The following is a 26332-nucleotide window of genomic DNA, read 5'->3' on the forward strand; positions in this document are numbered from 1 at the left end:
TTACATTTCGCGGTCGAAGTGAGTCACGGCGCCGCAGGCGCGGACCCACTCATCGGACTTAACTTCGGTGTACTGGTGGGCCAGGTCGGGGGCCAGGGCCCCACGGATGACCTGGTTGTTGAACGCCGCAGCGGCATCGCCGAGGGTCAGCGGCAGATTGGCATGCACGGTGTGCCCGTCGTACTGCTGCCGACCTGAGGCTGGCCAGGGTCGGTGGCCTTCTCGATGCCATGCTTCATCGTGGTCAGCAGCGCGGTGTGCGACAGGTATGAATTGACGCTGGCGTCTATCCACGCCACCACCGCGCCCGGTACGCGCCCTCAACGAGAAGCATTCGTTCCTGCAGCGGTTGAACAGTTGACTGGATCCGGCTCAGCGCAGCAGCGATCCCCGGATCGTTGTCCAGACGCTCAGCGGTCGCGACGTCAGAGCGCATGTCAGGTGTCCCTCCATTCGACGCCCCCAGTGTCAGGGACCACACTCCGCGCCGACATCGCCGACATGGACAAATCCACAGCAAGAAATGTCCGTCTCGGCGATAACCGTCGGTGCGTGGTGCTTCCTAGGATGGGGCCGACGCCAACGGAAGGAGCGAGCTGATGACGATGCTCGACACGGTGCTCGACGGCCCAAGCCTGCGTCAGGAACGTCGGCTCATCACCGAGGTAGCCGGTCCCCGCTTACGGGAGCTGGCCGCCCCCCGGGCCGACGCGCTGCCGGCGGGCTGGTCCGGCGGCGCGCCGGTCTACACCGTCGCCGCCGGTGGCGGGATCCCCGTCGACGTTGACGGCAACTCCTTTATCGACCTGGGCAGCGGCATCGCGGTCACCACCGTCGGTAACGCTGCACCCCCAATCGTGGCCCGCGCGGCCGACCAGCTCGCTCGCCACACCAACACCTGCTTCCTGGCCACTCAGTGCGAGCCATATATCGAAGTCGCCGAGATCCTCAACCGGCTCATTCCGGCACCCACGACAAACGCACCGTGCTGTTCAACACCGGCAGTGAAGCCGTCGAGTACGCCCGAGCGGCCACCAAGCGTCCCGCCGTGGTCGTCGTCGATCACGCGTTCCACGGCCGATCGCTGCTGAAGATGACTATCAACGCCAAGAATCAGCCCTACGAGCACAGCTTCGGTGCCTTCGCCCCCGAGGTGTACCGGGCACCGATGGCTTACCCCTACTGCTGGCCCTCGGTATCCGACAACTGCGCCGTCGTAGCCTTCGCGCAGTTCTGCCGGCTCGTCCAAGATGTGGATTACCAACGGCAACCTCGCCGATGCGGCCACCGTGCGGGCCCAAACCGAGGACGGTATCCGCGCCGGGGACGCATTAAGAACACCGAGGGTGTGCGCCCCGAACAAGTGTCCCTGGGCAAGCTCAACAACGTCCGCGAATCGCTGGCCATCGCGAGGGAATGTTGCACCCTGCTCGGCGGCAGCGGCATCACCTCGGGGTACTCGACGCTGCGCCACGCCAAAAACCTCGAAGCGGTGCTGACCTACGAAGGCAACTCCGAGATGCACATGCTGGCGATCGGCAAGGCGCTCACCGGGCAGTCCGCGTTCCCGTTAACCGCCACCAGCGCAACCCGATCGGAGCATCGATGACCACCTCTTCTCCCGCCTCCCTGCAGCACCTCATCGCCGGACGATGGGTGGCCGGCACCGGCGAGGACGTCAGCAGCGTCGACCCTTCGCAGCCCGACATCATTGTCGCCGAAGGCGCCGCGGCGGGCAGCGCCGACGTCGACGCGGCGGTCGCCGCGGCCGCCGAGGCTGCACGCGCCTGGGCAGCCACCCCGATCGCCGCCCGGGGCGCGGTACTGCTGGCCGCCGCGGAGGTCGTCGACCGCCACGCCGAGGACTGGGGCCGCGACCTGTCGGTCGAGGAAGGCAAGACCCTCGCCGAAGGTGTCGGCGAGGTGCGCCGGGCCGCGCAGATCCTGCGCTACTACGGCAACGAAGGCGACCGACAGGCCGGCGAGATCTACGCCTCCCCCCGCGCCGGGGAGCAGATCCTGGTCACCCGCAAGCCAGTCGGCGTCGTCGGAGTCATCACCCCGTTCAACTTCCCGATCGCGATTCCGGCCTGGAAGATCGCCCCGGCGCTGATCTACGGCAATCCCGTGGTGTGGAAGCCCGCCAGCACGGTCCCGCTATTGGCGACCCACCTGGCGCGGGCCCTGCACACCGCCGGACTGCCTGCAGGGGTGCTCAACCTATTGATCGGCGGCTCCGACGTCGGCGACGGCATCGTTAACCACCCCAACATCGACGCCATCACCTTCACCGGGTCCACCGGCATCGGGCGGCGCATCGCCAGCATCGCGGCCGCACGCGGCGTACCGGTGCAAGCAGAGATGGGCGGCAAGAACGCCGCCGTCGTCCTCCACGACGCCGACTTCGATCTCGCCCTGGACCAAGTGATGCTCGGCGCGTTCCGCTCCACCGGTCAGAAATGCACCGCGACATCGCGATTAATCGTCACCGACGGCATCGCCGACCGCTTCCTCGACGCCCTGGCTGAGCGCACCCGCGCACTTGTCGTGGGCAACCCGGTCCAAGCGGCCACCCACATGGGACCGGTCGTCAGCGACTCGGCGCGCAAGACCATCACCACGGGCATCGACACCGCCCGCACCCAAGGGGCCACGATCCTGGCCGGCGGAGCGCCCTACACCGATGATGCCCGCGCCCGCGGCTACTTCATCGCCCCCACCGTGGCCGAACTCGGCGACCAACCTGCCGACGTCTGGACCGACGAATTGTTCGGTCCCGTCCTGGCCGTGCGCCGAGCCACCGACGCCGAGGAAGCGTTCGCCCTCGCCAACGACAGCGAGTTCGGGCTGTCGGCGGCCGTGTTCACCCAAGACCTCACCCGGGCTCTGCGCGCCATGGAGCACATCGACGTCGGCGTGCTGCACGTCAACTCCGAATCGGCCGGCGCCGACCCGCACGTACCGTTCGGCGGCGCTAAGAAGAGCGGACTTGGGCCCAAGGAACAAGGCACCGCGGCACGGGAGTTCTTCACCCACACCACCACTGTGTACCTGCGCAGCGGAGCACCCCGCGCATGACCTTCGCTGCCCTCGACGGGCCACCGTCGTCGACTTCAGCCGCGTGCTCGCCGGCCCCTCCGCCACCGGGTGGCGTTCCGACCTCGGTAGGGTCGCCCGCCGGTCCCATCAACGACATGGCCGAGGCGTTCACCTTCTCCGAGAAGCTGGGTCTGAACGCCACCGTTGCAGTCCCCGGCAGCCGCACACCACAGGTCGCCAATCCCGTGTCCCTGCCAGTCACACCGCCGCAGTACCGTTGCGCACCACCCCGCCTCAGACAGGACACCCTCCCATGAGCGCACTAGCCCCGATCACGGTGGCCGAAATCATGCCCACCAACCCCATCGACGACCCCGAGGCGCCCCTCATCGGCGTCATAGCACCGCTGCACTACCCCGACATCGGGGAGGAAATCCGCGCGCTGATCGTCCGCTTCACCCACTCGGTCCTAAGCACTCTGACCGAACTCGGCGCACGTTTCCGCGTCATCGAACCTACGAGTGAGGCGCCGCTGCCACTCGACGCCGCCATCGATGGGGTTCTACTGCTTGGCGGCGGGGATATGGATCCCGCGCTCTACGGACACCACGACGACGTTCCGAACCTGTCGGGGGTCGACCGGCGCTGCGACGAGCGCACCATCGAAGCCATTCGCTGGGGACTGGACCACCGCCGACCTGTGTTCGGGATATGCCGAGGAGCCCAAGCCATCAACGTCGCTCACGGCGGCACCCTCATCCCCGACCTGGGCCCCAACAGCCCCCACAGAGGTCACGGCGACAGCCCGACCTTCATCGACGACCCCGTCATCGTCGAAGCAGGCACGCGCCTCGCCCAAATCCTCGGACGCACCGAGGTCACCGTGCGAAACGGCCACCACCAGGCCGTCGGTGACGTCGCACCCACCCTGCGAGTAGCCGCTCGAGGTCTCGACGGAGTGATCGAAGCCGTCGAACACCGAGACCCCAACATCTGGCTGGTCGGCGTCCAGTGGCACCCCGAAGACACGGACGGATCCGCCGCAGACCGCAAGGCGTTGTTCAGCGCCTTCCTCGCCCGCGTCGACGCCGACCGGCGGATCGCCGTCAAGCCCAACCGGCGTTGAAAAAAGCTATCGCGAGTACCTCGGCCATAACCCTGGAAACCATGGTCTCCGATCCGCGACGATCCGCCCTCGCGAACCAATGGCGGCGAGCCAGCCGCCCATGAGCATGACCGTGCGTCGGCTGGCACAAGATCCCACCCTCGGACTGACGTTGGTCGGCGGCCGCAAGAAAGGAGACCGACCATCGCCTGGGCCCACGCCATCGACTCCGAGATTGGGTTCCCCTGCATCAGTCGGGCTACATTTAAGCTGCGTCCAGTTAGATGGCAGCGATGCTCTCGTACTCGCCAGCAACGCGGCTGAGCTGTGCCGCCGTTTGAAGTTGTAGAAGTCCTGGCACGAGGGGACGACGACAGCGCGGGATTTGGCGCGGGTGCGGAAACGATGCGGGACAGCACCTCATGCTTGAGCGTCGAGAAGAAGGCTTCCGAGGCGGCGTTATCGGAACAAGACCCGATCCGCTCCATCGACTGCACAATTCCCAGCCGGCGGCATATTTCGTGAAGTTCTTGGCCGTGTAGGTCAAATTACGGTCGGTGTGGAAGATCACCCCGTCGATCACAGTGCGTCCGGCTTGCACCGCGGCAGCCATCTTGATTACGTCGCCGGCCAGTTCGGCACCCGGATGCTCCGCCGTCGGGCTGGTCAGCAACTTGCGGGAGAACAGATCCAGGATAGTAGCCAGGTAGAGCTTGCCCTCGTCGGTCGGGATCTCGGTCATGTCGCCACATCAATCCTGGTTCGCCGCCGGTGCGGTGAAGTCGCGGCGCAGGTTGACGCGATCGCCGACCTACACGGTGGCCGGGTTGCCGTCATCCCGCTGGTTGTGACAGCAACCGGCGTTCTCGTCGCAAAGACTTGTGCGGTCTGAATGTGGTTCTTCGGCTCGCCTTCCGCAGCATAAATCTCGCCTCTCAGTTGGGGATTGAGCCCGAGGACCGTACGGGGCTGCTATTCGCTATGCATGCACCCCAAACAGGTCGGAAGCGTCATGAGTGCCGCGGGCGCCGTCGACAATGGCGGCCAGCTGGGCGCGAAAGATACTGGCGGCAGGGATTTAGCTGCGGTCGCCCTCAATGGACGATGTGACAAGCCGGTGATTTACAGAGCCAGAAAACTCGTCGCGGAAGCGGATGTTGCGTCGAACCGCTGAGGGCGGTCCGCGCATGGTTATCCTCATGATGTGACAATGGTTGATCGCTAGGCAGGTGCGGATTCCGTGGCTGACGAAAGCCCGCTCGGATCAGACGCGAGGTCCGGCATGGGTGTCGCAGGTCCGCGACTGCGTGAGGCCCGCCTCCGTCGGGGACTGTCGCTCTCTGATGTTGCGCAAGCCGCCGGCGTGACGAAAGGTTTCCTGAGTCTGGCGGAACGGGCCAAGACACAAATTTCGGTTCCGACCTTGCTGCGCATCTGCGACGCGCTAGATATCAAACTTGGGTCGCTGTTCGACTACCCCTCGGAGACTGTTGTCGGCGTCGGCGCTGTGCTCAACATGGGAGGTGTCGGCCTGACCGAATACTTGTTGACACCCGCCGAGCAAGAGGACCTACAGGCGATCAGGTCGGTGGTACAGCCTGGCGGCGGTTCAGGTGGCGCTTACCGGACGGAGGCCGACACCATTTTCGTGCTGGTCGTGCGAGGAGCGATCGAATTGTCTGTCGATGGCGCGGTCCGACAGTTGCGTGCCGGTGACACAACAACGTTCGCCGCGCAGTCCATGCACGAGTGGCAGAACTCCGCTGAGGGTGTTGCCGAGGTGGTGTGGGTGGTGACGCCGCCGATCCCCCGGGACGGTTTGGAAGGGCACCGAATACAGGCATCGACCGGGAGAGGAAAAGGGCGCCGACGGTGACGTTAGACGTGTCGACCAGTCCACGCGCAAATCAGCGTGGAATCACTTAGGTGAATATGTGTGACCGTCGTTCCCGTCGCCGGCGCCACCGGCGGCAGACCGGCCATCGTCGCTCGATCGGCTGCCAGCGCATCGGCGGGGATCAGGCCGGTGGTGGCGTTAATGCGGCGGTTGGCTATCGCGGCCAGCCACGCCGACAGCTGGGCGTTAATATCCGCCGTTGAAGCGAAGGCCCGACCCGGCAGGAACGAGGTCTCCAGATAGCCGTTGACGCGTTCCACCAGTCCCTAGTTTCGGGGACAAGGGGTCGGTCTGGATGATACGGGCAGCCAGCACCCCGCAGAATCCGACCATCCCTTCGGTCAGCTGACCGATACCAGACTCGTTGTCCCACATGATTGTTCGGGGCACCGCGCCGATACCCTGGAGCAGCTGCCACATCCCGGCCAGCAGATCTCCGGTCACCCGTAACGGGCTCATCATCGCGACGATGAACCGCGTATACGCGGCAACCATCACTAAAAAACACTGTATACGAGCGCAGCGCTCCGGCGTGATCTGGCTCGAGCTGTCCCGGGAACCACAGGTCGCACTGGGTCAAGTCCAGGGATGTGGTGTACGGCGTCGTCGTGTGATTCTTCGTCGTGATGGGTTCATGCGGTCAGTGCCGCGGGGATGTCCTCCTGTTCTGTGGGGGTGTCGTTAACGGCGCGTGATTTGCTCAGGACGTCGAGGCCGAGGTAACGCCGTGATTCGGCCCATTCGTCGTGTTGTTCGGCCAGCACAGCACCGACCAGACGGATCAGCGCGTCACGGTCGGGGAAGATACCGACGACGTCGGTGCGCCGGCGGATCTCCTTGTTGAGCCGCTCTTGGGGATTGTTGGACCAGATCTGGCGCCAGATCTGTTTGGGGAACGCGATGAACGCCAGCAGGTCCGCCCGTGCCGCCTCGAGGTGTTCTGTGGTTTTGGGGAGCTTGTCGGCCAGAGCGTCGATGATCCGGTCGTATTGGGCGGCAACCGATTCGGCGTCGGGTTGATCGAATACCGAATGCAGCAGCGTTTTGACCCAGGGCCAGGACGCCTTGGGTGTGACGGCCATCAGATTGGTCGTGTAGTGGGTGCGGCAGCGCTGCCAGGCCGCGCCGGGCAGCGTGGCGCCGATCGCGGCGACCAGTCCGGCGTGCGCGTCGCTGGTGACCAGTTTGACCCCCGACAGGCCGCGGGCGGTCAGCGACCGCAAGAACGTCAGCCAGCCGGCGCCGTCCTCGGCGGTGGTGACGTCGATGCCGAGGATCTCCCGATACCCGTCGGCGTTGACTCCGACCGCGATCAGGGCGTGCACGTTGACCACCCGGCCCTGCTCGCGAACCTTAAGTACCAGGGCGTCGGCGGCCAGGAAGGTGTACGGGCCGGCATCGAGCGGGCGGGTGCGAAACGCCTCGACAGCGTCGTCGAGTTCCCTGGCCATCACCGACACCTGCGACTTGGACAGACTGGTGATGCCCAGTGTTTCGACGAGCTTGTCCATCCGCCGGGTGGACACCCCGAGCAGGTAGCAGGTGGCCACCACCGTGGTCAGGGCCCGCTCGGCGCGCTTGCGGCGTTCCAGCAGCCACTCCGGGAAGTACGAGCCGTGCCGCAGCTTCGGGATCGCTAAATCGAGACTGCCTGCGCGAGTGTCGAATTGGCGGTGCCGGTACCCGTTGCGGGAATTGGTGCGTTCGGTACTGCGCTCGCCGTAGCCGGCCCCGCACAGGGCGTCGGCCTCGGCACCCATCAGGGTGTGGATGAACGTGGCCAGCAGCTCACGCAAGACGTCAGGATGGCAGGTGGTGAGTCGTTCGGCGAGCACAGCGGGCAGGTCGATATTGTGGGCCGTGGTCATCGCGTTGATTCCTTTGCTCGAGTGACTTTGGACGGTCCCTCGAAGAATCACGCGATGACCTTCACTCATTCGGCTACGACACGCCGGTACCCCTTATCAGGTCCGACTCGTACACCAACTTGTTGAATTCGGACGGGGATGCGCCGCCTGCAGCGATGCTCCCTGTGGTGGTGACCGGTCTGGCTCGTCGTACACCTGTCGCCTTCGGGCTGACTCCGAGAGTGGCCTGCCGGCCGGCCACCACCAACAGCGTGGAGTGGCTGAAGAGAGGCTTGTTCGACCCGAAGTTGGTGTGCCCTCCTCGCAACCGAAATCCATTCGAGCAGAGGAACAACGTGCCATCAACCCTGAACACGTCCACCCCGTCGGTAATGATCGCGATCGACCCGCACAAGCGGTCGTGGACCGCCGCGGCCGTTGATACCCGGCTGCAACCACTGGCAACAATCCGCGTCCCGGTCAGCCGAGACGGCTACCGAACGCTGCTGCGCTTCGCCCGGCGCTGGCCCGACACCGCGTGGGCGATAGAAGGCGCCAGCGGTCTCGGGGCTCCACTGACCGTTCGACTGCGTCAAGATGGCATCACCGTCCTCGACGTCCCGGCAAAGCTCGCGGCCAGAGTAAGGCTCCTCTCGAGAGGACACGGTCGAAAAAGCGATGAAGCCGATGCCGTTTCAGTGGGCGTCGCCGCTCATACCTCTAGTTCTCTGAACACGGCCGAGATCGACTCTGCAACAACGGCTTTACGCGCACTCGTCGAACACCGCGACGACCTGGTCAAGACCCGCACACAAACCATCAACAGGCTTCACACCGTTCTCACCCACCTCATTCCCGGCGGCGCCAGCCGCGACCTGAACACCGCACGGGCCGCTGAGCTACTGCGCACCGTGCGCCCGCGAGACACCGCCGGCAAGACGCTACGCGCACTGGCTGCGGATCTGATCTCGGAACTGCGTGGACTCGACCGCAGAATCGACAAGGCCGTCCATGACATCGAGACTGCGGTGAAAATCTGCGGTACCACCCTGACCGAGCTCCACGGCATCGGGGCGCTCACCGCCGCCAAGATCGTCTCCCGCGTCGGCTCGATCCACCGCTTCGACTCCCCTGCGGCGTTCGCCAGCTATACCGGCACAGCCCCAATCGAAGTGTCGTCCGGAGACGTCGTCCGGCACCGGCTTTCGCGCGCCGGCGATCGTCAACTCAATTACTGCTTACACGTCATGGCCATCACCCAGATCCGACGAGACACCCCCGGACGTACCTACTACCTGCGCAAACGCGCCAACGGCAAGAGTCACAGCGAAGCGATGCGATGCCTCAAAAGGCGACTTTCCGACAGCGTCTACCGACAATTACTCAACGACGCCAACACCACGACTTGACACAGAGAGGCGCCACTCTGCTGGACGCAACCTCGCACTGCACCTGTTCGCCGGGCAGATGCACCAGCCGGTCACACGGATCAGCCGGGGCGTATTCCGGACGTATCCGGCGACATTCTCGGCCACTAGGAATGCCCGCCGGCTCAACCGACTCGCCGCGCGAGCACAGTGCCCGGCATCGTCGGGCACCGGCCTAGAAGAACCTGCAACGCCAGCTCGATCTGCGCCCACGCCGACGTCGTCGACGGTGCGCGTGCATGGCGTGGCGGCGCCTCGGCGTTGATCGCCTTGGCCACGGCGTTGCGCGACAGCGACAACCTTCGCGCGATCGCAGCCTGCGACAGGTTCTCCGACCGACATAGCCGACGAGTCTCCGCCCGATCCTGCACAGTGATCACTCTCCATCAAAAGGGTGCTCACTTTTCGACCGGAGCCGACAAGACCGAGTCGAGCAGGCTGGCCCAGCACGGCCCAGCTGTGAGCTATAGGTATCGAATGCGCGGCGCTGCAGGAGATCATTGAGACAATCGGTTCTCGCAAGGCGTCTCGACCTGAAGTAGGGGCACTCGAAACCGTTTGCGCTCGACGAGCAGACGGTTCAACTCTCGCGCGGCTCATGTCACAAGTGTTGCAGCAGAGCCGCTTCGGCCAGTCAAATGCACGTAAGAGTGTCCGCGTCCACCCGGTGCCGACAAAACGCGTCCGCTCGCTTGCGCTGTTGTCGCCAGGGCAGGACAGCAGGTTTTGTATTGCTAAACGTCAGGCGCTGGTTTAGTCTCATTAAACCCGCGTGGACGAGGCGGGAACCACTGATCAAGGAGCACATGATGACCGCCGCGCCTGCATCAAACACCTACCCTTTGTGGCACCCATTCGCCGACATGCATGCTGTCAAACAGCAGCAGCTATCGATCGTCCGCGGAGACGACGTATGGGTCTGGGACAGTGATGGCAATCGATACTTCGACGGGACGGCGAGTCTCTGGTACTCCAACGTGGGTCATGGTCGCTCTGAGATCGTCCAAGCGATCACCAAACAGCTGAAAGAGCTGGAGGCGTATCACTGTTTCGGTGACTTCGTCAACGAGCCCGCGTTGCGCTTGGCCGGTCAGCTCGCCGAGAGGGCGCCGATCCGTGGCGGAAAGGTTTTCTTCACCAGTGGTGGCGGCGACTCCATCGAGTCCGCTGCGAAGATCATCAGGGCCTACTTCGATGCGGTCGGCCAGCCGGAGCGCACCGTGTTGATCCACCGGCAGCACAGCTATCACGGCACACATGGCTTTGGTACGGCTCTGGCTGGTATGCCGGCCAACAGATTTGGCGGTCCTTACATCCGAGATGTTGTCGAGGTCCCTGCCTTCGATGCTGCTGCTCTCGAAGAGACGATTCTTGAGGTCGGCGCAGATCGGACAGCTGCCTTTTTCTGTGAGCCAGTCATCGGCTCCGGCGGAGTGCTTGCACCGCCGCCTAATTACATCGCCGAGGCGCACGCGGTTTGCCGCCGGCATGGAGTCATATTCGTTGCCGACGGGGTGATCTGTGCCTTCGGGCGTCTGGGTACGTGGTTCGGGATTGAGCGTTTCGGAGTCGAACCCGATATTATAACGTTCGCGAAGGGCGTCACCAGCGGATATCAACCGTTGGGTGGTTTGATTGTAAGCCCCCGCATTGCCGCTCCCTTCTGGGATGAGCCCGGGCGGGTGCTCAGACATGGGCAGACTTACGCCGGTCACCCGGCGGCCTGCGCTGCCGGAATTGCCAACCTCGATATTTATGAGCGTGAGGGTCTCCTCGAGCGTTCGATGAAGATGGAAGGCGTTCTTGCTGAGGCACTCCAAACTGTTGTCGACCATCCGCTCGTGGATCACGCTAGGGCCGGAACAGGCTTCCTGGGGGCTCTCGAGCTCGATGCGGAGCTGCTTGCCGGCACGCCCGGGCTACCGGCGATGATTGCCCACGCCGTGCGTCGTCACGGCGCACTCATCCGGCCGATGATCAGCGCCCTCGGCTTTTCCCCTCCGCTGACCGCCACGGAACAGCAGTTAGATTTTGTTGTCGAGGGCGTAAGGGCCGGCCTCGATGAGGTCAACGCCGCCTTGCACTAGACGGTATGGAGGCGACTCGAGGCCGAAGGCCTCGGGCTGCGATCGGACTGGATCGATTGCTGAAACGAGAATTCCGCAATACGGAATCACTGCGTTTGGGCGGTGTGTGCGGACAATGCTCGATTTCAGCCCGTGATCGGCGCAGGGCACTAGGCGTAAGTCCATACACATACGCTTCATTCGAGAGGAACTCATGACTCGCATTGCATACACCGTCAACTGCTCCATCCTGTTGACCGACATCCCGATACTGGACCGCCCCCAAGCAGCGCGCGACGCCGGTTTTGATGCGGTCGAGTTCTGGTGGCCCTTTCCGACGGCGTTGCCCAGTGATGCCCAGGTCGACGCGTTCATCAGAGCAATCACAAACGCTGGTGTGCAGTTGACTGGACTGAACTTTGCGGCGGGCGACATGCCCGCCGGTGAACGAGGCATTTTGTCCGACCCCGGCCGTATCGGTGAATTCCGCGCCAACGTGGATATCGCTGTCGATATCGCCCGAACTCTTGGCACCAAGGCCTTCAATGCGCTCTACGGCAACAGAATTGAGGGACTATCGATCGAGGAGCAGGATGCCGTGGCAACCGACAACCTCGGAGTGGCGGCGGCCGCGGCCGATGAGATCGGTGCGGTGGTTCTCATCGAGCCGGTAAGCGGGGCGGCCGCCTATCCGCTGAAGACGGCTCGCGACGCTGTCACAGTGATCGACCGCGTGCAGCAGAAACACAAAGCGAACAACCTCCGTCTGTTGGCCGACCTGTATCACCTGCACGTCAACGGCGACGATGTTGCTGATGCCCTCGAGGTCTATGCCGAGCGAATCGGCCACGTTCAGATCGCTGATGCCCCCGGCCGCGGTGAGCCCGGTACCGGAAACCTCGATCTAGCTTCATATCTCGATCGGTTGACTGATTTCGGTTATGAAGGCTACGTCGGCCTGGAATACAAGGCCACGCGACCGGACCCCTTCTATTGGCTAAACGAATCGGTCCGAGCATCCACGGGCCGCCCCATCACACGTTGACACCTCAGCGACGATAAGGAAACACGTTAATGAGCACCATCGCCTTTATAGGACTCGGAATCATGGGCAGTCCGATGGCCGTCAACCTCGCCAAGGCCGGCCACCAAGTCATCGGCTATAACCGGTCACCGAAGCGAACAGCGCCACTTGTCGAGGCGGGCGGCTCACCAGCCGAATCCATCTCCGCCGCAGTCAAAGACGCTGATGTGATTGCTGTCATGGTGCCGGATTCTCCCGATGTTGAGGAGGTATTGGTCGGCGAAGGCGGAGTCTTCGACAACGCGCGGGACGACGCCCTGATCATCGACTTCTCTAGCATTCGGCCTGATGTGTCGGCTGCCCTCGCAAAAGAAGCGAAGCGACGCGGTTTTCGTATCATCGACGCTCCCGTGTCCGGCGGTGAGACGGGCGCAATCAACGCATCTCTGTCGATCATGGTCGGCGGTGACGTCGCCGATTTCGATTCGGCGAAACCCATCCTCGATGCAGTTGGCAAGACTGTTGTGCACGTAGGTTCCAATGGGTCAGGCCAAACCGTTAAAGCCGCGAACCAGCTGATCGTTGCCGGCAACATTCAGCTGCTCGCCGAAGCGCTCGTCTTCCTCGAAGCGTACAGAGTAGACACGGATGCCGCCATCAAGGTGCTCGGCGGAGGCCTAGCCGGATCTACGGTATTGAATCAGAAGGCGCAGATGATGCTGGACCGCCAGTTCAATCCGGGATTCCGAATTGACCTACATCACAAAGATCTCGGTATTTTCACCAGCGCATCTCGAGAAGTTGGAGTCGTCACGCCGCTCGGTGCTGCCCTTGCTCAGCTGATGGCATCGGTGCGCGAGAACGGTGATGGCGGCCTCGACCACTCAGCACTCCTGCGCGGGGTGGAGCGGATGTCCGGCCGTAGTCCGCGATAACTCTCACAATCGACGAAGTGAAGGAGAATTACCATGCCACGCATGCGTACCGTAGACGCAGCCGTGCGGGTACTCGAGATCGAGGGCGCGACACAGGCATTCGGCTTGCCTGGAGCCGCGATCAACCCATTCTACTCGGCAATGCGAGCGCATGCTGGTATCAGACACGTGCTGGCACGCCACGTTGAGGCGGCCAGCCACATGGCTGAGGGATACACCCGTGCCAGAGCGGGCAATATCGGGATCTGCATCGGCACATCTGGCCCGGCTGGAACGGACATGATTACGGGTCTGTATTCGGCTATGGCAGATTCAATTCCAATTCTCGCTATCACAGGGCAGGCTCCCGTCGCGCGCCTTCATAAGGAGGACTTTCAAGCCGTCGACATCGCTGCGATCGCGGCGCCGGTCACCAAGATGGCCATGACGGTCCTCGAGCCTGGCCAGGTGCCAGGGGCCTTCGCGCAGGCGTTCCACCTGATGCGCTCAGGCCGTCCGGGGCCGGTGCTGATCGACCTCCCGATCGACGTCCAACTGGCCGAGATCGACTTCGACCCAGACACCTATCAACCTCTCCCGGTCTATAAGCCGTCGGCCAGCCGCGCACAGGCCGAGAAGGTACTGGATATGTTGTCTGCCGCACAACGTCCCCTGATCGTTGCTGGCGGAGGAATTGTCAACGCCGATGCGGCCCACCTACTGGTGCAGCTGGCCGAACTACTCGATGTGCCCGTGGTGCCGACTCTGATGGGTTGGGGCACGATTCCCGACGACCATCACCTGATGGCGGGAATGGTGGGCCTGCAGACGGCGCACCGCTACGGCAACGCAACAATGCTGGCCGCCGATTTCGTACTTGGCATCGGCAACCGGTGGGCTAACCGCCACACCGGTGGTTTGGACACCTACACAAAGGGGCGCACCTTCGTCCATATCGACATCGAACCGACGCAGATCGGTCGCGTGTTCACTCCCGACTACGGTATTGTCTCGGACGCCAAGGCTGCTCTAGAACAGCTGGTTGCGGTGGCTAGCGAGCGTAGCGCCGCGGGGGGCTTGCCCGACCGCTCCGACTGGGTGCAGGAATGTCTTCACCGCCGACGCACTATGCACCGCAAGACCGACTTCGACGACGTGCCCATCAAACCTCAGCGGGTGTACCAAGAGATGAACCGGGCGTTCGGCCGAAACACCCGATATGTCTCAGCAATCGGGCTGTCCCAGATCGCGGGAGGGCAATTCTTACACGTCTACAAGGACCGGAATTGGATCAACTGTGGGCAGGCAGGTCCTCTGGGCTGGACCTTGCCAGCAGCGCTCGGCGTCGTCGTCGCCGATCCGACCGCGACCGTGGTTGGTCTGTCCGGTGACTACGACTTTCAGTTCCTCATCGAGGAACTTGCAGTGGGCGCACAGTTCAACTTGCCCTATGTTCATGTGGTGGTGAATAACTCCTACCTGGGATTGATCCGGCAAGCCCAAAGGCAGTTCGACATGAACTATCACGTCTCGCTCGGCTTCGACAACATCAACGCCGAGGAGGGGTCGCCCGAGGACCATCCCAAGGGTTACGGCGTCGATCACCTACGTGTAGCAGAAGGGTTCGGTTGCAAGGGAATTCGTGTCACCGACCCGGATGATATCGCCGACGCTCTGCTGCGGGCCGAGGTTTTGGCCAAGGAGCACAAAGTTCCGGTCGTGGTGGAGATAATCCTCGAGCGGATCACAAATATTGCGATGGGCACCGAACTCGACAACGTCAATGAGTTCGAACCGCTCTCCGAAAGTGAGGGGTTCTTATTGGCTGCAGGCCTTAGCGACTAGGCAATCCAGGCCAGTAAAGGAGGCTGGAATGGCCGCGCACATCGTGGTCGCACCAGACAAGTTCAAGGGTTCGCTCTCGGCCGCCGAAGCTGCCAGTGCAATTGCGCAAGGGCTGCGGCGTCGCAATCCGACGCTGAAGACAGTCGAATGTCCCATCGCAGACGGTGGAGAAGGCACCTTATCGGCGGCCCTGGCAGCTGGCTTTCAAGCCGTCGAGGTGAACGCGCCGGGGCCCGTCGGCGATGTCGTACGAACCGCTTACGCTCGCCGGGGCGACACCGCAGTCGTCGAAATGGCCGATGTGTCGGGTCTGGGCCGATTGGTCGGCAATGTCGGAGAACCTCTGCGTGCATCCAGCCGTGGTCTTGGGGTGGTAGTTAGCCACGCCCTGGACGACGGCTGCTCAGACATCGTAATTGGCATCGGCGGCAGCGCGTGCACCGACGGTGGCGCCGGGTTCCTGTGCGCACTCGGCGCCGAGCTCATCGATAAGGCGGGCACCACTGTACCCGACGGAGGTGGCGCGCTCGCCTCCGCGTCCGCGCTCGACCTCACCAACCTGCACCCCGGCCTAGCTGATGCAGCCCTGTTGATCGCCTCTGACGTCGACAACCCGCTATGCGGTCCCCATGGCGCCGCCGCGATCTACGGGCCCCAAAAGGGCGCGCGACCAGACCAGGTGGTCGAACTTGACGCCGGATTGTCACATTGGGCAGATCTGGTTGCGCAGACGACGGGCCGCGACCTTCGAAATGTACCCGGCGCCGGCGCCGCCGGCGGCGTGGGGTTCGCCGCGATCGCGGTAGTAGGGGCCGAGATTCGCCCCGGCGTGGATGTCATCCTCGACATGGTCGGGTTGCACAACAACCTCGACGGGGCGATCGCCCTCGTTACTGGAGAGGGTTGTCTAGACGGCCAGTCGTTACGGGGTAAGGCCCCAATAGGTGTCGGAATGGAAGCTCTCGCCAGCGGGGTGCCAGCGTTCGCGATCGTCGGGATTTCGATGTTGACCGCATGTGAGGTCAACGAATCTCCCTTCGCTGCAGTCTATTCCCTCCACGACTACGAACCAGACGCCGAGCGATCCATGGTGCACGCACGAGACTTGCTCGGCATCGCCGCCGTCGATCTGCTTGAGAACCATCTGCATCCGCTCCCCCGACGCTAAGTCCGGGAGGTATTGTGCGGATCGCCTGCTCGTGGAGACGTCGTCCGAGGACCCCGTTACACGCGTTATCATGCACATATCGAGGTTGACGGTCTGAATTGAACTGGGTCCACGGTCTTTCGGGGACGCTGCACACATCCACAAGAGTGCGGTGAGATTCGAACATCACGCGGCGGTTTCAAGGGTTGATGCGCTCATCGCCGCGACGACTCGCCCAGATGCGTACCGCACCGACTCATCGGCTCGAGCCAGCAAGGCGAGCAGCAACGCCGAAGGCGAGCCGATGATGTCGACAGCCCAAACGAGCTGTCTCGCTTGTGAATAGGCGTCGCCAATAAGCGCCACGATATCCGCCTCGTCGTTGGCGACCTTCGTCGATAACAACTTCTTACCGTCGGCATCAACCACGCAGGCCCAGTGGTGGGTCTTGCCGACATCGATACCTACCCATGCCCTGTCTCGTTGTGCGGTCACGCTGCTCCGTCCGTCGAATTGGCGCCAACAGCGGCCCGTGGAACACCCCGCTGACGCATCCGTAACTAAGCGACTGAGCGCAGATCTCAATTAGCAGCCCGGGCACCCCGGAGAGTCGGACAAACATTCCCAGTAAGCGACACACCTGTCGGTGTTCCCGGCTGACTACCTCGACTACGTCGCCACCAAGCCGAACACCCGGCCCCGCATGACCCTCGGTTGGAATACCCCGGCCGAGGCCCTCGATGAACTACTGTCCAACCCGTTCAAGCCAACAGCTGTTGCATGAAACCCTTGAAACCGCTCACGCTATCGTCGCCATAATGGTACTTCCGCCAGTCGGAGGTACTGTTCCGATCCGCGCGAGAAAGGAGAGTAAGTGGGGAGTGGTGCGACACGATCGGGTGGCGTTCAGTCGGTTGATCGAGCCATTGATCTACTGGAAATCATGGCCGCTGTAGGTGGGTCTACGGCACTCGGCGATCTCGCTGCGCGCGCGGGGCTACCTCTGCCCACAGCCCATCGCCTGATTCGTGCGTTGGCTTCCCGAGGCTATGTCCGCCAGCTGCCTGGTCGCGGTTACGCGCTCGGACCTAAACTCATTCGACTCGGCGACGTCGCGACAAACTTAATAGGGGCGTGGGCCGCACCCCACTTGGCTAATTTAGTAGCCAAGAGCGGCGAAACCGCGAACATGGCGGTTCTCGACGGTGCCATGGCTGTGTACGTGGCCCAGGTGCCTTCGCCGCACTCGATGCGGATGTTCACCGAAGTGGGTCGACAAGTGCATCTACACTGCACCGGCGTCGGCAAGGCGCTGCTGTTGCAACTACCCGACGAGACCGTCCGCAACCTGATTAGCAAGGCGGGTATGCCGGCGCACACCCCTAATTCGCACGTTACCTCCGAGACTCTCCTCGCTGACCTCGCCGAGTGTCGAACCCGTGGATATGCATTGGACGAGGGAGAGCAGGAAGTCGGTGTGCGGTGCTTCGCCGTCCCGGTCCCAGGCGCACCGACATTGACGGCGCTGTCGATTTCGGGTCCCGTAGCCCGTCTGCGGATCGAATCAGCCGATCATGTCACACCCCTGCTGCGGCGGGTTGCGGATGACTTAGCGGTCGAATTCGACCAAAACGCAGTGCCATAGCCATCTGAGTAATCAGGGCGCTGATTTGCAGCCGCTTCGTGACGGTGCCAGTGACTAGCCTCGACGACGTGATGCACTTTCCGACACTATGCATCGCCCAGTGGTAGTCATTGACTCCCCCAATGCGGCCAGTGATGGGCTGGTCACTCACCCACGGCGCGCAGCTTCGACGAGCTGCTCAAAGTGGTCTGCGGATTCGCGTCGGAGAGGTTCGACGCTGTGGCCGTAAGGAGGTTGACGCCCCGGATGGACGCATCGATGAGCTCAATTGGGTGGAAAAGCGGAACCCCGTCAAGGTAACGCGCTATTTGCAGCAAACATCCGGGATTGCCGGTGGTCACGGCGTCGGGTCGAGTGTGAAGGATGTTAGCAGCCTTTCGGTTTCCGAGCTCCTCGCCGGCCTCCGGTTGCACCATGTTATACGTCCCTGCTGAGCCGCAACACAATTCAGACTCGGGCACCTCCAACAGCTCGAGCTCGGGAATGGTCCGTAACACATCGCGGGGCTGTTTGCGGATCTGTTGCCCATGCGCAAGGTGACAAGCGTCGTGATATGCCACCCGCGCTGCGATGGGGTGTCGCGGGGCTTGGGGGGGCAGCTCCGCTAAAACCTCGCTAATGTCGCGAACCTTAGCACTGAATTCTGCAGCGCGGATGGCGAATTCGGGATCATCGGCAAGCAGCCCTCCATACTCCTTCAGTGTAGAACCACATCCGGCGACATTTACCACGATGTCATCCACGTCGAGATCTTCGAATGATTGGATCATCTTGCGGGCGCGCGCCAGACCTTCATCTTCACGCCCGGCGTGCACACTGAGGGCACCGCAGCATTCCTGTTTGGGCGTGATGACCTCACACCCTTCAGCGAGCAGCACCCGAACCGTAGCTTTGTTCACCTCGGCGAAGAAGACCTGCTGGACGCAGCCCGCGATGAGAGCAACCCGTCGGCGGGTCTCACCGATAGGGCGACGGACTCCGCGGTGCCTACTGAAAATATTGCGCAGTGTCACCGGCGGCATCAACGCCTCCAAAGCCTGCAGCCGCGCAGGCAACAGGCGGAGAAACCCGCTCGTGTGTAGCAGCCACCGAAGTCCCGAGACCTGGTACAGCCACGCCCCCAGTGCGACCACCCGGAGGCGGGCAGGGAACGGGAACACCGAGAAGATCAGTCCCCGAAACAATCTGTCGGCAACTGTGCGAGGCACTGCGCGCTCGATCTGCGGGCGTACCGCCTCGATTAGCTGGTCATACTGCACACCGGACGGGCACGAGGACACACACGCCATGCAGCCCAGGCATGCGTCGAAGTGCTTAGCGAAGCTGTCGTCGATGGGGATCTGCCCCTCTGTAGCCAGGTTCATTAGATGAATTCGGCCTCGAGGTGAGTCCATTTCCTCGCCCCACAGCTGGTAGGTCGGACAGGTCGGTAGGCAGAAACCGCAGTGAACGCAATCGGACAGCAACTCTGGTTTCGGTGGGTTGTGTTCGTCGAACGAACTGGGCATGGTGCATCTCCTTAAGCGGCCGTCAGAACCACGGATCGAAACGTCCGGGTTCTAGTAGATGATCTGGATCGAAAGCTGCCTTCACGGCTCGCATGGCGTCGATGGCCGATGGTGGCGCGCCCCACGCGCTGATCAAGTCGGTGAGTTCGTCGGAGCGGTGACGAAGAATAGTCGAGCCACCAAGGTTCTCTACGTGTCGACGCCACCGCGTCACCACCGCGGCATGCGAAGACAAGATGACTGCATCCACTTTCAGATCTACGCGACCGGACAGAACTGCGGCGGCGACGGTCGGCAGCGCTTCCTGCTCGAGGGTGATGCGGTTGGCTTGTTGGACTAGCGACGTGACATCGGTGGGCCGCGCAAGACCTCGAACGACGGTGGTGTGCGCCTCGCTCTGCTGGTTCGGGTTGGCGATGGTCGCGTGCTGTTTCCACTCTGCATTGGCCTCGGTGGCGTCCAGGGTGCCGACGGCCCCGCCAACCAGCTTCGCAGCTGCGGTGAGCCGGTCCTGCACACCCGTTTGCGTGCCTTCGAAACGGATCAGGAGTCGGCCGGAAAACCACTCCGCAGCAACAGGATGCAAACCAGCCTGTGCAATGGCTCTAGCACAGATGACCGCTTCATCAATGCCCACCTCCAATGCCATAGTCCCGGTGGCCGCTGGCACGGGATGAAGCCGGAACGTCGCGTCGGTGATCACTGCTAGCGTGCCCAGCGATCCACAGACCATCCGGGCGAGGTCATAACCGGCCACGTTCTTGATGACGTGCCCTCCGGATCGGACCACTTGACCGTCCATGAGAACGAGCCCGGCTCCGATCACGAGGTCACGCGGGCCGCCGAACGCCAGCTGCATCGGGCCTTGGTCGGCCGTGGCGAGCAACCCACCAATGGTGGCGCCCTGGTCAATCCGCGCTGTGTCGATCGCCAGACGCTGACCGTGTTCGGCCACCACGGCCTGCAGATCAGCCACACGCATCCCTGCGCCGACTTGGATGGTCATATCGGCGGGTTCGTAGCGTAAAACGCCGTCGAGGTTATGCGTGCGGAGGAGAGTTTGTGCATTTGTCATCCCACCCCAGCACTGAGCTGTGCCGGCACCGGAAACACCCACGGTGGCATGGTCCTGAGATGCAGTCCGCAGACAGTCGGTGACTTCGCTGATGCTCTCTGGCGCCCACTCCGGTCGGGGAGCCTCCCGGATGCTAGAAGCGTTCGATGTCACCGGTGACCTCCAGAGGGTGCGGGACGTAGATGCCCGGTTTCTCGCCGCACAGACGCGGCGTCGGTAGGAGTTTGCCCGGGTTACACAACCCTTCCGGATCTAATGCCTGACGGAGTCGCCACATTGCCTCGAGGTCAGACTCCGAGAACATGCGCGGCATTGAGCAGGCCTTATCCGTGCCGATGCCGTGTTCACCCGATAGGGAGCCGTTCATCTCAACGCAAAGTTCTGCAATCTCGCGGGATAGCTCTTCCGCGCGGTGCAGCTGGCCCTCGGCCTCGCTGTAGAGGACGAGTGGATGCAGGTTGCCGTCCCCTGCGTGAAATACGTTGGCGACCCGCAGGCCGGCCTCATCAGCCATGTCCGCGATGCGTTGAAGGATCTCGCCGAGCCGGGTTCGTGGAACCACCCCGTCTTGCACGATGTAGTCGGGGCTTATTCGCCCGACCGCGGCGAAAGCCGCTTTCCGGCCGCGCCAAATGATGGCCCGCTCGGTCGCATCTTGAGCGATCCGAATTTTGGTCGCCGCGGAATCTCGGCAGATCTGCTCGACGGCTAAGAATTCGACGAAGGATTCGGCGGCAGGACCGTCGTTCTCCACAATGAGTGCAGCCGCGGTATCGAGGCTGTATCCGGCGCCCACCGCCGCCTCGGAAGCTTCAATCGCGAGAGCGTCCATCATCTCAATGGCCGCCGGGACGATTCCGGCTGCGATGATGCGAGTGACGGCCTCACTGGCGGCTGTGATTGACGGGAAATCTGCGCAGAGTGTGTGAACCGTCGCCGGATTGCGAACAAGTCGGACGACCACTTCGGTAACAATGCCGAGGGTGCCTTCCGACCCGATGACGGCCGCCAGGAGATCAAAACCGACCTGCTCCCGATTAACTCCGCCCAGGCGAACCGCCGAACCGTCGGGAAGAACGACCTCAACCTCAAGAACGTGGTGGACGGTGAAGCCGTACTTGAGGCAATGAGCGCCACCGGAGTTTTCCGCGACATTCCCCCCGACCGTGCACACCTGTTGACTTGACGGATCTGGCGCGAAATGTAAACCGAACGGCGCGGCTGCCTTACTAATGTCAACGTTGGTGACACCGGGTTGAACTCTGGCGCTCAAATTTTCAGCATCAATGCCGGTAATCCGGCGCATCCGCTGAAGAGAGATGACGATGCCGTCCGCTGTCGGCATCGCTCCGCCCGAGAGGCCTGTGCCCGCTCCGCGGGCGACGTAGGGTACGGCGAACTCTCGGCACGCCGCGACGGCCCGGCGAACATCGTCGGTGGAGTCGGCGAGCACTACAGCGGTGGGTACGACCCGGAATCCGGTAAGACCGTCGCACTCGTACGTGCGTAGCGCGGTGGGATCGGTAATGACAGCTTCAGGGCGAAGATACGCACGAAGCGTTTCCAAGAACACCTTGTGACGAGTGGCCGGGTCCGATTCGAGTAACGTCATTGGGATGACACATCCTGTGGAGCTTGTCGTTTAGGCAGCGTGGGCGGGGGTAGGTCATAGCGCACCGGCGCGGCTGACAGCCGGAGGGGACTGCTTACCTGCGGGATTTCGCGATCGCCTGAGCGGACCATCCGCTGCGGCTGGAGGCCTAGTTTTTCTGCTAGCGCAAACGCCTCGCCAATGGAGTTCACTGGACCTGCCGGCACCCCGGCGCGGCGCATGCGCTGCAACAAGTCGCAACAGGTCAGGCCAGTTGTGGTCGCTTCCAGCAATGTGATGAGTTCCTCGCGATGGATGACGCGTTCGGTGTTGGTGACAAATCGGGCATCGCCGGCGAGGGTTTCGAGTCCCAAGGCGTCGCAAAGATTTCGAAATTGGCGGTCGTTGCCGCAAGCGAGTGCAATCTGCCCATCACTGCCCTGCAGGGTCTGGTAAGGGGCGATAGAGGGATGTTGGTTGCCCATCGGTTTAGGGGAAACTCCCGTTCCGAGAAACGCTGTCGCCTGATTCGCCAGACTCGCCAATAAGGATTGCAGCATCGTCACGTCTACTCGCTGGCCGGCTCCGGTGGCGTCGCGGTGGCGCAGTGCAGCCAGGACGCCTACTGCAGCGTGAAGGGCGGCTAAGACGTCAACAAGCGCAACGCCAACCTTGATCGGGCCGCTTTCCTGGGTGCCCGTGATACTCATCAGACCGCCTACCGCTTGGACCAGCAGGTCGTATCCGGCTAAATCCCGAGCAGCATCGGAGTCGCCAAACGCGGAGATCGAGCAGTAGACGGTCCTGGGGTTAAGGGCCGACACCCGTTCGTAACCGAGTCCCAGTCGATCGGCGACGCCTGGCCGGAAGTTCTCCACTACGACATCGGCCGTGGCGGCCAGCTCGGTAGCAATGACGGCATCATCAGGGTTCTGGAGGTCGAGGACCACCGATCGCTTGTTGCGATTAGCGCTCCAGAAGTAGGTGGCCTCGCCCCGGGAAAACGGGGGGCCCCACGCACGGGTGTCGTCGCCGCCGTCTCGCTCGACCTTGATTACATCGGCACCAAGATCGCCGAGGAGCATCGTCAAGTACGGGCCCGCCAAGATACGACTGAGGTCGAGCACCCGTACGCCCGAGAGGCTGCCCTGCCCTTCCTTCACCCAGTCAACTCGGTTCGCATCGGATGGCGTCATCGCCGGCCGCTCCTTTTTCATTGGTCAGACCATCGTGGTAGGCCTTACACGGTAAACTCATATGGGTGAGCGTGCAAGAAAATTCCGTCTCAACGACCACAGGATGGACACGAGTGCGCCGGGCGCGCGTCCATGAATTGGTCATCGAACAAATCGAAGAGCGGATTCGGCACGGAGGCCTTCAGCGTGGCGACCGTCTGCCGAGCGAGCGGCAGTTGAGTGAGCTACTCGGAGTCAGCCGGCCATCTGTGCGCGAGGCGTTGCACTCCCTGGAAGCGCTTGGCATAGTCGCCGAGCGGGTTACCTCCGGTCCGGAGTCGGCCAAAGTGCTGGCTACCGAGCCCTCGGACGCGCTGACAAGCATGCTTCGGCTGCACATCGGGCTAAGCAACTTCGCTGAAGTTGAGGTCGTGCAAACCCGCCTGATCGTAGAGGAATGGGCGGTCCGAGAGGCGACAACCAAAGCTACCGCCGCCGAGATCGCCCAACTCACCCAAATGCTGGAAGCAATGGAGAAGCCGGGCGTCGATATCGTGCAATTCAACGCTCTCGATTCGATTTTCCATACCAGCATCGCTCAGGCCTGCGGAAATCGTCTAATTGCCTACCTCACGGGCGCGTTGCGAGACACCGTCGAGCGCCATCGTCTCTCTGCCATGCGCGCATTAGGTCCTTGGCCCGAGGTCTCGAATCGTTTGCAGGCCGAACACCGCCGCATCCTCCGCGCGATCAGCGCCGGCGACGCGGATGCAGCAGCCGCGGCACTGAAGGACCACCTTCACCATACCTACCCGGCATCCAATTCCGTATGGTGAAAGTTTTCCTTCGGTAGCTGAAAAACGGTCTTGCGTCGCAGTGATCGCACTCATATTGTCTTCGTAGCGCCGTAATGGACTGACCATCACCGCTGGAGGACCTACAGTCATGGGGCAACTCATGCCCACGAAACTCGAGCGGCGGTGCCCAGGCCTCCCCGCGGTCATGTTCCGCCAGGACAACACCCCTTCCAGGAGATGTTCGATGACAACGAAGTCGCGTATCACCCGAGAATCGACTGGACTTTCTACGGCCACGCCGCCACAAAAGTGGACCGATTACGTCAGGGGGACAGGCCCCGGACTTGGTGAGCATGGACTTGAAAGATACGGGCGATCTCATCGATTCAACAGGCGCGGGTGCCAACTACGGCTACTCGCTCATGTGGGCCTCGGGTTGTGTGCGCGGCCTACGGACTGATCATCCGTCTGCTCTGAACGGTTCTACTGATGGAACAGGGCGCCGCCGCCGAGCGCGACGACGCACGACAATAAAGGAAAGGTAGTTATGTCCGAGCAAAAGCTGGACGATCGGACCAGGAAGTTCTGGGGCTGGGGATTCGCCAATACGGGGATCACCGATGCCGAAGTCGGTGACCTGGGAAACATGATCCGGGACAAATTCGGTTTCCCTATCCAGGATTTGGCCAAAGCGCCAACAATCGATGAAATCGAGCTCCGTGAGCCCCGAGTCGCACCGCCCACCACGTTGGCTGGCATCTGCAAGTCAGATACCTGGACACGTGCCGAGCACACCCTAGGAAAGAACCTGGGCGACTTCGTGCGAGGTCTGGAACGGAAATTCGACAACCCGCCAGACTTTGTCGCCTTCCCGACAAACGAGAACGACGTAGTCTCCATCCTCGATTGGGCCCACGACAATGCGGTCGCTGTCGTTCCGTACGGTGGCGGGTCCTCGGTGGCGCAGGGGATCGAACCTGTAATCTCCGACGATTACCGCGGTGCTGTGACCGTCGATCTCCGGCACTTGAACCAAGTTCTCGAGATCGATCACGAATCACGGTCAGCGCGGATCCAGGGTGGCGTTCTAGGCCCCGATATGGACGCCCAGCTGCGCCCACACGGGTATTCGATGCGCTTCTTCCTGCAGGCCTTCGAATTCTCGACGCTCGGTGGGTGGGTCGCTACGCGCGCGGCCGGCCACTTCGCTACTGGATTCACCCAGATCGACGACTACGTGCAGTCGATGCGCGTGGTCACCCCCGCCGGCACCATGGAGACCCGCCGCTTGCCGGCCGACGGTGCGGGAGTATCGGCCGACCGCATGTTCATCGGGTCAGAAGGCACGCTGGGAATCATTACCGAGGCGTGGATGCGGCTACAAGACAAGCCGAAATTCAAAGTCGCCGCGTCGGTGCCGTTCGCGGACTTCGACAACGCTGTGGCCGCCATCCGTGCGCTGGCGCAGTCTGGCCTGCAGCCCGCCAACTGCCGATTGCTCGACCCAACCGAAGCTCTGCTGTCCGGCGCCTCGGCCACCGACTCAATATTGGTGCTGGCTTTCGAGTCCGCCGATCACGACCTGAGCCCCTGGATGCAGCGTGGTGCTGAAATCTGCGCGTCCTTCGGCGGCAGGGTGAGTGCGGAAGCCTTGCAGGGAATTTCGGGCCCCGAGGCCGGACACTCCGGCGCGGCCGGGCGTTGGCGCGACTTCTTTGTCCGCGGACCCTACTATAAGGAGGGCTACACCCGGATGGGCGTGCTCCGCGAGACATTCGAAACCGCATGCACTTGGAGCGCCTTCCCTGAGATGCATGCCCGCGTCATGGAAGCCACAACCGCGGCAGCCAAACGCGAATGCGGAGACGCAGTCGTGGCATGCCGCTTCACGCACGTTTACCCTGACGGCCCGGCTCCCTACTACACCGTGTTGGCACCGGCGAAGCAAGGTGCGGAGATCGAACAGTGGGCGGCCATCAAGGCCGCTGCTTCCGAGGCGGTACTCAGCGGCGGCGGCACTATCACTCACCACCATGCGGTCGGCAGGTTCCACCGCCCCTGGTATGACCAGCAACGGCCCGATCTGTTCGCCGCGTCGCTGCAGTCAGTTAAGAAAACCGTCGATCCCAACGGGATCATGAATCCGGGCGTGCTGATCGACCCGCTATAGCAGCCACTCCTGCGATTTCGGTGGTCTCGCTCAATGACGCGCGAGGCCACTGAACGTCAC

General features: G+C 62.7%; 21 protein-coding genes and 6 pseudogenes. 17 read left to right on the forward strand and 10 right to left on the reverse strand.

The window, feature by feature from the left end; translation table 11 throughout:
- Positions 1-168, reverse strand: coding sequence for a hypothetical protein (locus MCHLDSM_RS38085; RefSeq protein WP_156455052.1), 168 nt, complete (start codon positions 166-168; stop codon positions 1-3).
- Positions 169-599: 431 nt separating this feature from the next.
- Between MCHLDSM_RS38085 and MCHLDSM_RS07885 the strand changes: the two are divergent.
- The 5 genes and pseudogenes from MCHLDSM_RS07885 to MCHLDSM_RS07895 all read left to right on the forward strand — a co-directional run.
- Positions 600-1252, forward strand: a pseudogene (locus MCHLDSM_RS07885) (aminotransferase class III-fold pyridoxal phosphate-dependent enzyme); the annotation flags it as partial.
- Positions 1253-1324: 72 nt separating this feature from the next.
- Positions 1325-1609 (forward strand): annotated as a pseudogene (locus tag MCHLDSM_RS35910) (acyl-CoA dehydrogenase family protein); the annotation flags it as partial.
- The gene (locus tag MCHLDSM_RS07890) at positions 1606-3078 is read left to right on the forward strand and encodes an aldehyde dehydrogenase family protein (protein ID WP_048469586.1); all 1473 of its coding nucleotides are present in this window, start codon (positions 1606-1608) and stop codon (positions 3076-3078) included. The pseudogene MCHLDSM_RS35910 and the gene MCHLDSM_RS07890, both read left to right, overlap by 4 nt.
- Positions 3079-3158: 80 nt before the next feature.
- Positions 3159-3356 (forward strand): annotated as a pseudogene (locus MCHLDSM_RS39160) (CoA transferase); the annotation flags it as partial.
- A complete protein-coding gene (locus MCHLDSM_RS07895) occupies positions 3353-4165 on the forward strand; it encodes a gamma-glutamyl-gamma-aminobutyrate hydrolase family protein (protein ID WP_053082937.1) in 813 nt (270 codons plus the stop codon). The pseudogene MCHLDSM_RS39160 and the gene MCHLDSM_RS07895, both read left to right, overlap by 4 nt.
- Before the next feature lie 259 nt (positions 4166-4424).
- Here the strand turns inward: MCHLDSM_RS07895 and MCHLDSM_RS07900 are convergent, their stop codons facing one another.
- Positions 4425-4886: a DDE-type integrase/transposase/recombinase gene (locus MCHLDSM_RS07900; RefSeq protein ID WP_053082938.1), complete on the reverse strand. Its 462-nt coding sequence runs from the start codon at positions 4884-4886 to the stop codon at positions 4425-4427.
- A gap of 270 nt (positions 4887-5156) precedes the next feature.
- On the opposite strand from MCHLDSM_RS07900, the gene MCHLDSM_RS38090 reads away from it, so the two are divergent.
- Together MCHLDSM_RS38090 and MCHLDSM_RS07905 are read left to right on the forward strand one after the other, a co-directional pair.
- Positions 5157-5318 carry a hypothetical protein gene (locus tag MCHLDSM_RS38090; RefSeq protein WP_156455053.1) on the forward strand — a complete coding sequence of 54 codons (162 nt, stop codon included), beginning with the start codon at positions 5157-5159 and terminating at the stop codon, positions 5316-5318.
- Positions 5319-5426: 108 nt separating this feature from the next.
- A complete protein-coding gene (locus tag MCHLDSM_RS07905) occupies positions 5427-6020 on the forward strand; it encodes a helix-turn-helix domain-containing protein (protein WP_048469587.1) in 594 nt (197 codons plus the stop codon).
- Between the two features lie 59 nt (positions 6021-6079).
- Here the strand turns inward: MCHLDSM_RS07905 and MCHLDSM_RS07910 are convergent.
- Positions 6080-6646, reverse strand: a pseudogene (locus MCHLDSM_RS07910) (transposase); the annotation flags it as partial.
- A gap of 27 nt (positions 6647-6673) precedes the next feature.
- Positions 6674-7909, reverse strand: coding sequence for an IS256 family transposase (locus MCHLDSM_RS07915; RefSeq protein WP_048469588.1), 1236 nt, complete (start codon positions 7907-7909; stop codon positions 6674-6676).
- A gap of 335 nt (positions 7910-8244) precedes the next feature.
- Here MCHLDSM_RS07915 and MCHLDSM_RS07920 point away from each other — a divergent pair, with 335 nt between their 5' ends.
- Positions 8245-9297, forward strand: a complete 1053-nt coding sequence (locus MCHLDSM_RS07920) for an IS110 family RNA-guided transposase (RefSeq protein WP_048469611.1) — start codon at positions 8245-8247, stop codon at positions 9295-9297.
- 7 nt (positions 9298-9304) lie between these two features.
- Here MCHLDSM_RS07920 and MCHLDSM_RS35920 read toward each other — a convergent pair.
- Positions 9305-9686 (reverse strand): annotated as a pseudogene (locus tag MCHLDSM_RS35920) (IS21 family transposase); the annotation flags it as partial.
- A gap of 438 nt (positions 9687-10124) precedes the next feature.
- Between MCHLDSM_RS35920 and MCHLDSM_RS07925 the strand changes: the two are divergent.
- The 5 genes from MCHLDSM_RS07925 to MCHLDSM_RS07945 all read left to right on the forward strand — a co-directional run bounded on the left by MCHLDSM_RS07925 (position 10125) and on the right by MCHLDSM_RS07945 (position 16332).
- Positions 10125-11402 carry an aminotransferase family protein gene (locus MCHLDSM_RS07925; RefSeq protein WP_201780366.1) on the forward strand — a complete coding sequence of 426 codons (1278 nt, stop codon included), beginning with the start codon at positions 10125-10127 and terminating at the stop codon, positions 11400-11402.
- Between the two features lie 193 nt (positions 11403-11595).
- Positions 11596-12426, forward strand: a complete 831-nt coding sequence (locus tag MCHLDSM_RS07930) for a hydroxypyruvate isomerase family protein (protein ID WP_048469590.1) — start codon at positions 11596-11598, stop codon at positions 12424-12426.
- Between the two features lie 29 nt (positions 12427-12455).
- Positions 12456-13340, forward strand: coding sequence for a 2-hydroxy-3-oxopropionate reductase (locus MCHLDSM_RS07935; protein ID WP_048469591.1), 885 nt, complete (start codon positions 12456-12458; stop codon positions 13338-13340).
- A gap of 33 nt (positions 13341-13373) precedes the next feature.
- On the forward strand, positions 13374-15164 hold the full coding sequence (gene gcl / locus MCHLDSM_RS07940; protein WP_048469592.1) for a glyoxylate carboligase: 1791 nt from the start codon (positions 13374-13376) through the stop codon (positions 15162-15164).
- A 28-nt stretch (positions 15165-15192) separates the two neighbouring features.
- Entirely contained in the window at positions 15193-16332 is a 1140-nt protein-coding gene (locus MCHLDSM_RS07945; RefSeq protein ID WP_048469593.1) for a glycerate kinase, read from the forward strand.
- 165 nt (positions 16333-16497) lie between these two features.
- On the opposite strand, the gene MCHLDSM_RS07950 is transcribed toward MCHLDSM_RS07945, so the two are convergent.
- Entirely contained in the window at positions 16498-16806 is a 309-nt protein-coding gene (locus tag MCHLDSM_RS07950; protein WP_234713927.1) for an IS110 family transposase, read from the reverse strand.
- A 139-nt stretch (positions 16807-16945) separates the two neighbouring features.
- Between MCHLDSM_RS07950 and MCHLDSM_RS40680 the strand changes: the two are divergent.
- Both MCHLDSM_RS40680 and MCHLDSM_RS07955 read left to right on the forward strand, forming a co-directional pair.
- A pseudogene (locus MCHLDSM_RS40680) lies at positions 16946-17095 on the forward strand (IS30 family transposase); the annotation flags it as partial.
- 90 nt (positions 17096-17185) lie between these two features.
- Positions 17186-17956, forward strand: a complete 771-nt coding sequence (locus tag MCHLDSM_RS07955; RefSeq protein ID WP_048469595.1) for an IclR family transcriptional regulator — start codon at positions 17186-17188, stop codon at positions 17954-17956.
- A gap of 143 nt (positions 17957-18099) precedes the next feature.
- Here the strand turns inward: MCHLDSM_RS07955 and MCHLDSM_RS07960 are convergent, their stop codons facing one another.
- From MCHLDSM_RS07960 to MCHLDSM_RS07975, 4 genes are read right to left on the reverse strand one after another with little or no spacing between them, the layout of a single operon-like run.
- Complete coding sequence (locus MCHLDSM_RS07960; RefSeq protein ID WP_082168790.1) at positions 18100-19464, reverse strand: (Fe-S)-binding protein; 1365 nt, start codon at positions 19462-19464, stop codon at positions 18100-18102.
- Between the two features lie 22 nt (positions 19465-19486).
- A complete protein-coding gene (locus MCHLDSM_RS07965) occupies positions 19487-20692 on the reverse strand; it encodes an FAD-binding oxidoreductase (RefSeq protein ID WP_082168791.1) in 1206 nt (401 codons plus the stop codon).
- The gene (locus tag MCHLDSM_RS07970) at positions 20673-22151 is read right to left on the reverse strand and encodes an FAD-linked oxidase C-terminal domain-containing protein (protein ID WP_082168792.1); all 1479 of its coding nucleotides are present in this window, start codon (positions 22149-22151) and stop codon (positions 20673-20675) included. Before MCHLDSM_RS07970 ends, MCHLDSM_RS07965 begins: the two co-directional genes overlap by 20 nt.
- Entirely contained in the window at positions 22148-23326 is a 1179-nt protein-coding gene (locus MCHLDSM_RS07975; protein ID WP_048469615.1) for a CaiB/BaiF CoA transferase family protein, read from the reverse strand. Before MCHLDSM_RS07975 ends, MCHLDSM_RS07970 begins: the two co-directional genes overlap by 4 nt.
- A gap of 65 nt (positions 23327-23391) precedes the next feature.
- Between MCHLDSM_RS07975 and MCHLDSM_RS07980 the strand changes: the two genes are divergently transcribed.
- Entirely contained in the window at positions 23392-24141 is a 750-nt protein-coding gene (locus tag MCHLDSM_RS07980) for a FadR/GntR family transcriptional regulator (RefSeq protein WP_201780367.1), read from the forward strand.
- 508 nt (positions 24142-24649) lie between these two features.
- Positions 24650-26272 carry an FAD-binding oxidoreductase gene (locus tag MCHLDSM_RS07985; protein WP_048469596.1) on the forward strand — a complete coding sequence of 541 codons (1623 nt, stop codon included), beginning with the start codon at positions 24650-24652 and terminating at the stop codon, positions 26270-26272.
- The last annotated feature ends 60 nt before the right edge of the window (positions 26273-26332 follow it).

It is taken from the genome of Mycolicibacterium chlorophenolicum (genome assembly GCF_001044235.1).
Classification (GTDB): domain Bacteria; phylum Actinomycetota; class Actinomycetes; order Mycobacteriales; family Mycobacteriaceae; genus Mycobacterium; species Mycobacterium chlorophenolicum.

Coding starts and splice junctions, on each gene's coding strand:
- MCHLDSM_RS07890 (WP_048469586.1), top strand. CDS start 1,606: ATGACCACCTCTTCTCCCGCCTCCCTGCAGCACCTCATCGCCGGACGA.
- MCHLDSM_RS07895 (WP_053082937.1), top strand. CDS start 3,353: ATGAGCGCACTAGCCCCGATCACGGTGGCCGAAATCATGCCCACCAAC.
- MCHLDSM_RS07900 (WP_053082938.1), bottom strand. CDS start 4,886: ATGACCGAGATCCCGACCGACGAGGGCAAGCTCTACCTGGCTACTATC.
- MCHLDSM_RS38090 (WP_156455053.1), top strand. CDS start 5,157: ATGAGTGCCGCGGGCGCCGTCGACAATGGCGGCCAGCTGGGCGCGAAA.
- MCHLDSM_RS07905 (WP_048469587.1), top strand. CDS start 5,427: ATGGGTGTCGCAGGTCCGCGACTGCGTGAGGCCCGCCTCCGTCGGGGA.
- MCHLDSM_RS07915 (WP_048469588.1), bottom strand. CDS start 7,909: ATGACCACGGCCCACAATATCGACCTGCCCGCTGTGCTCGCCGAACGA.
- MCHLDSM_RS07925 (WP_201780366.1), top strand. CDS start 10,125: ATGACCGCCGCGCCTGCATCAAACACCTACCCTTTGTGGCACCCATTC.
- MCHLDSM_RS07930 (WP_048469590.1), top strand. CDS start 11,596: ATGACTCGCATTGCATACACCGTCAACTGCTCCATCCTGTTGACCGAC.
- MCHLDSM_RS07935 (WP_048469591.1), top strand. CDS start 12,456: ATGAGCACCATCGCCTTTATAGGACTCGGAATCATGGGCAGTCCGATG.
- gcl (WP_048469592.1), top strand. CDS start 13,374: ATGCCACGCATGCGTACCGTAGACGCAGCCGTGCGGGTACTCGAGATC.
- MCHLDSM_RS07945 (WP_048469593.1), top strand. CDS start 15,193: ATGGCCGCGCACATCGTGGTCGCACCAGACAAGTTCAAGGGTTCGCTC.
- MCHLDSM_RS07960 (WP_082168790.1), bottom strand. CDS start 19,464: ATGCCCAGTTCGTTCGACGAACACAACCCACCGAAACCAGAGTTGCTG.
- MCHLDSM_RS07970 (WP_082168792.1), bottom strand. CDS start 22,151: ATGACGTTACTCGAATCGGACCCGGCCACTCGTCACAAGGTGTTCTTG.
- MCHLDSM_RS07975 (WP_048469615.1), bottom strand. CDS start 23,326: ATGACGCCATCCGATGCGAACCGAGTTGACTGGGTGAAGGAAGGGCAG.
- MCHLDSM_RS07985 (WP_048469596.1), top strand. CDS start 24,650: ATGTCCGAGCAAAAGCTGGACGATCGGACCAGGAAGTTCTGGGGCTGG.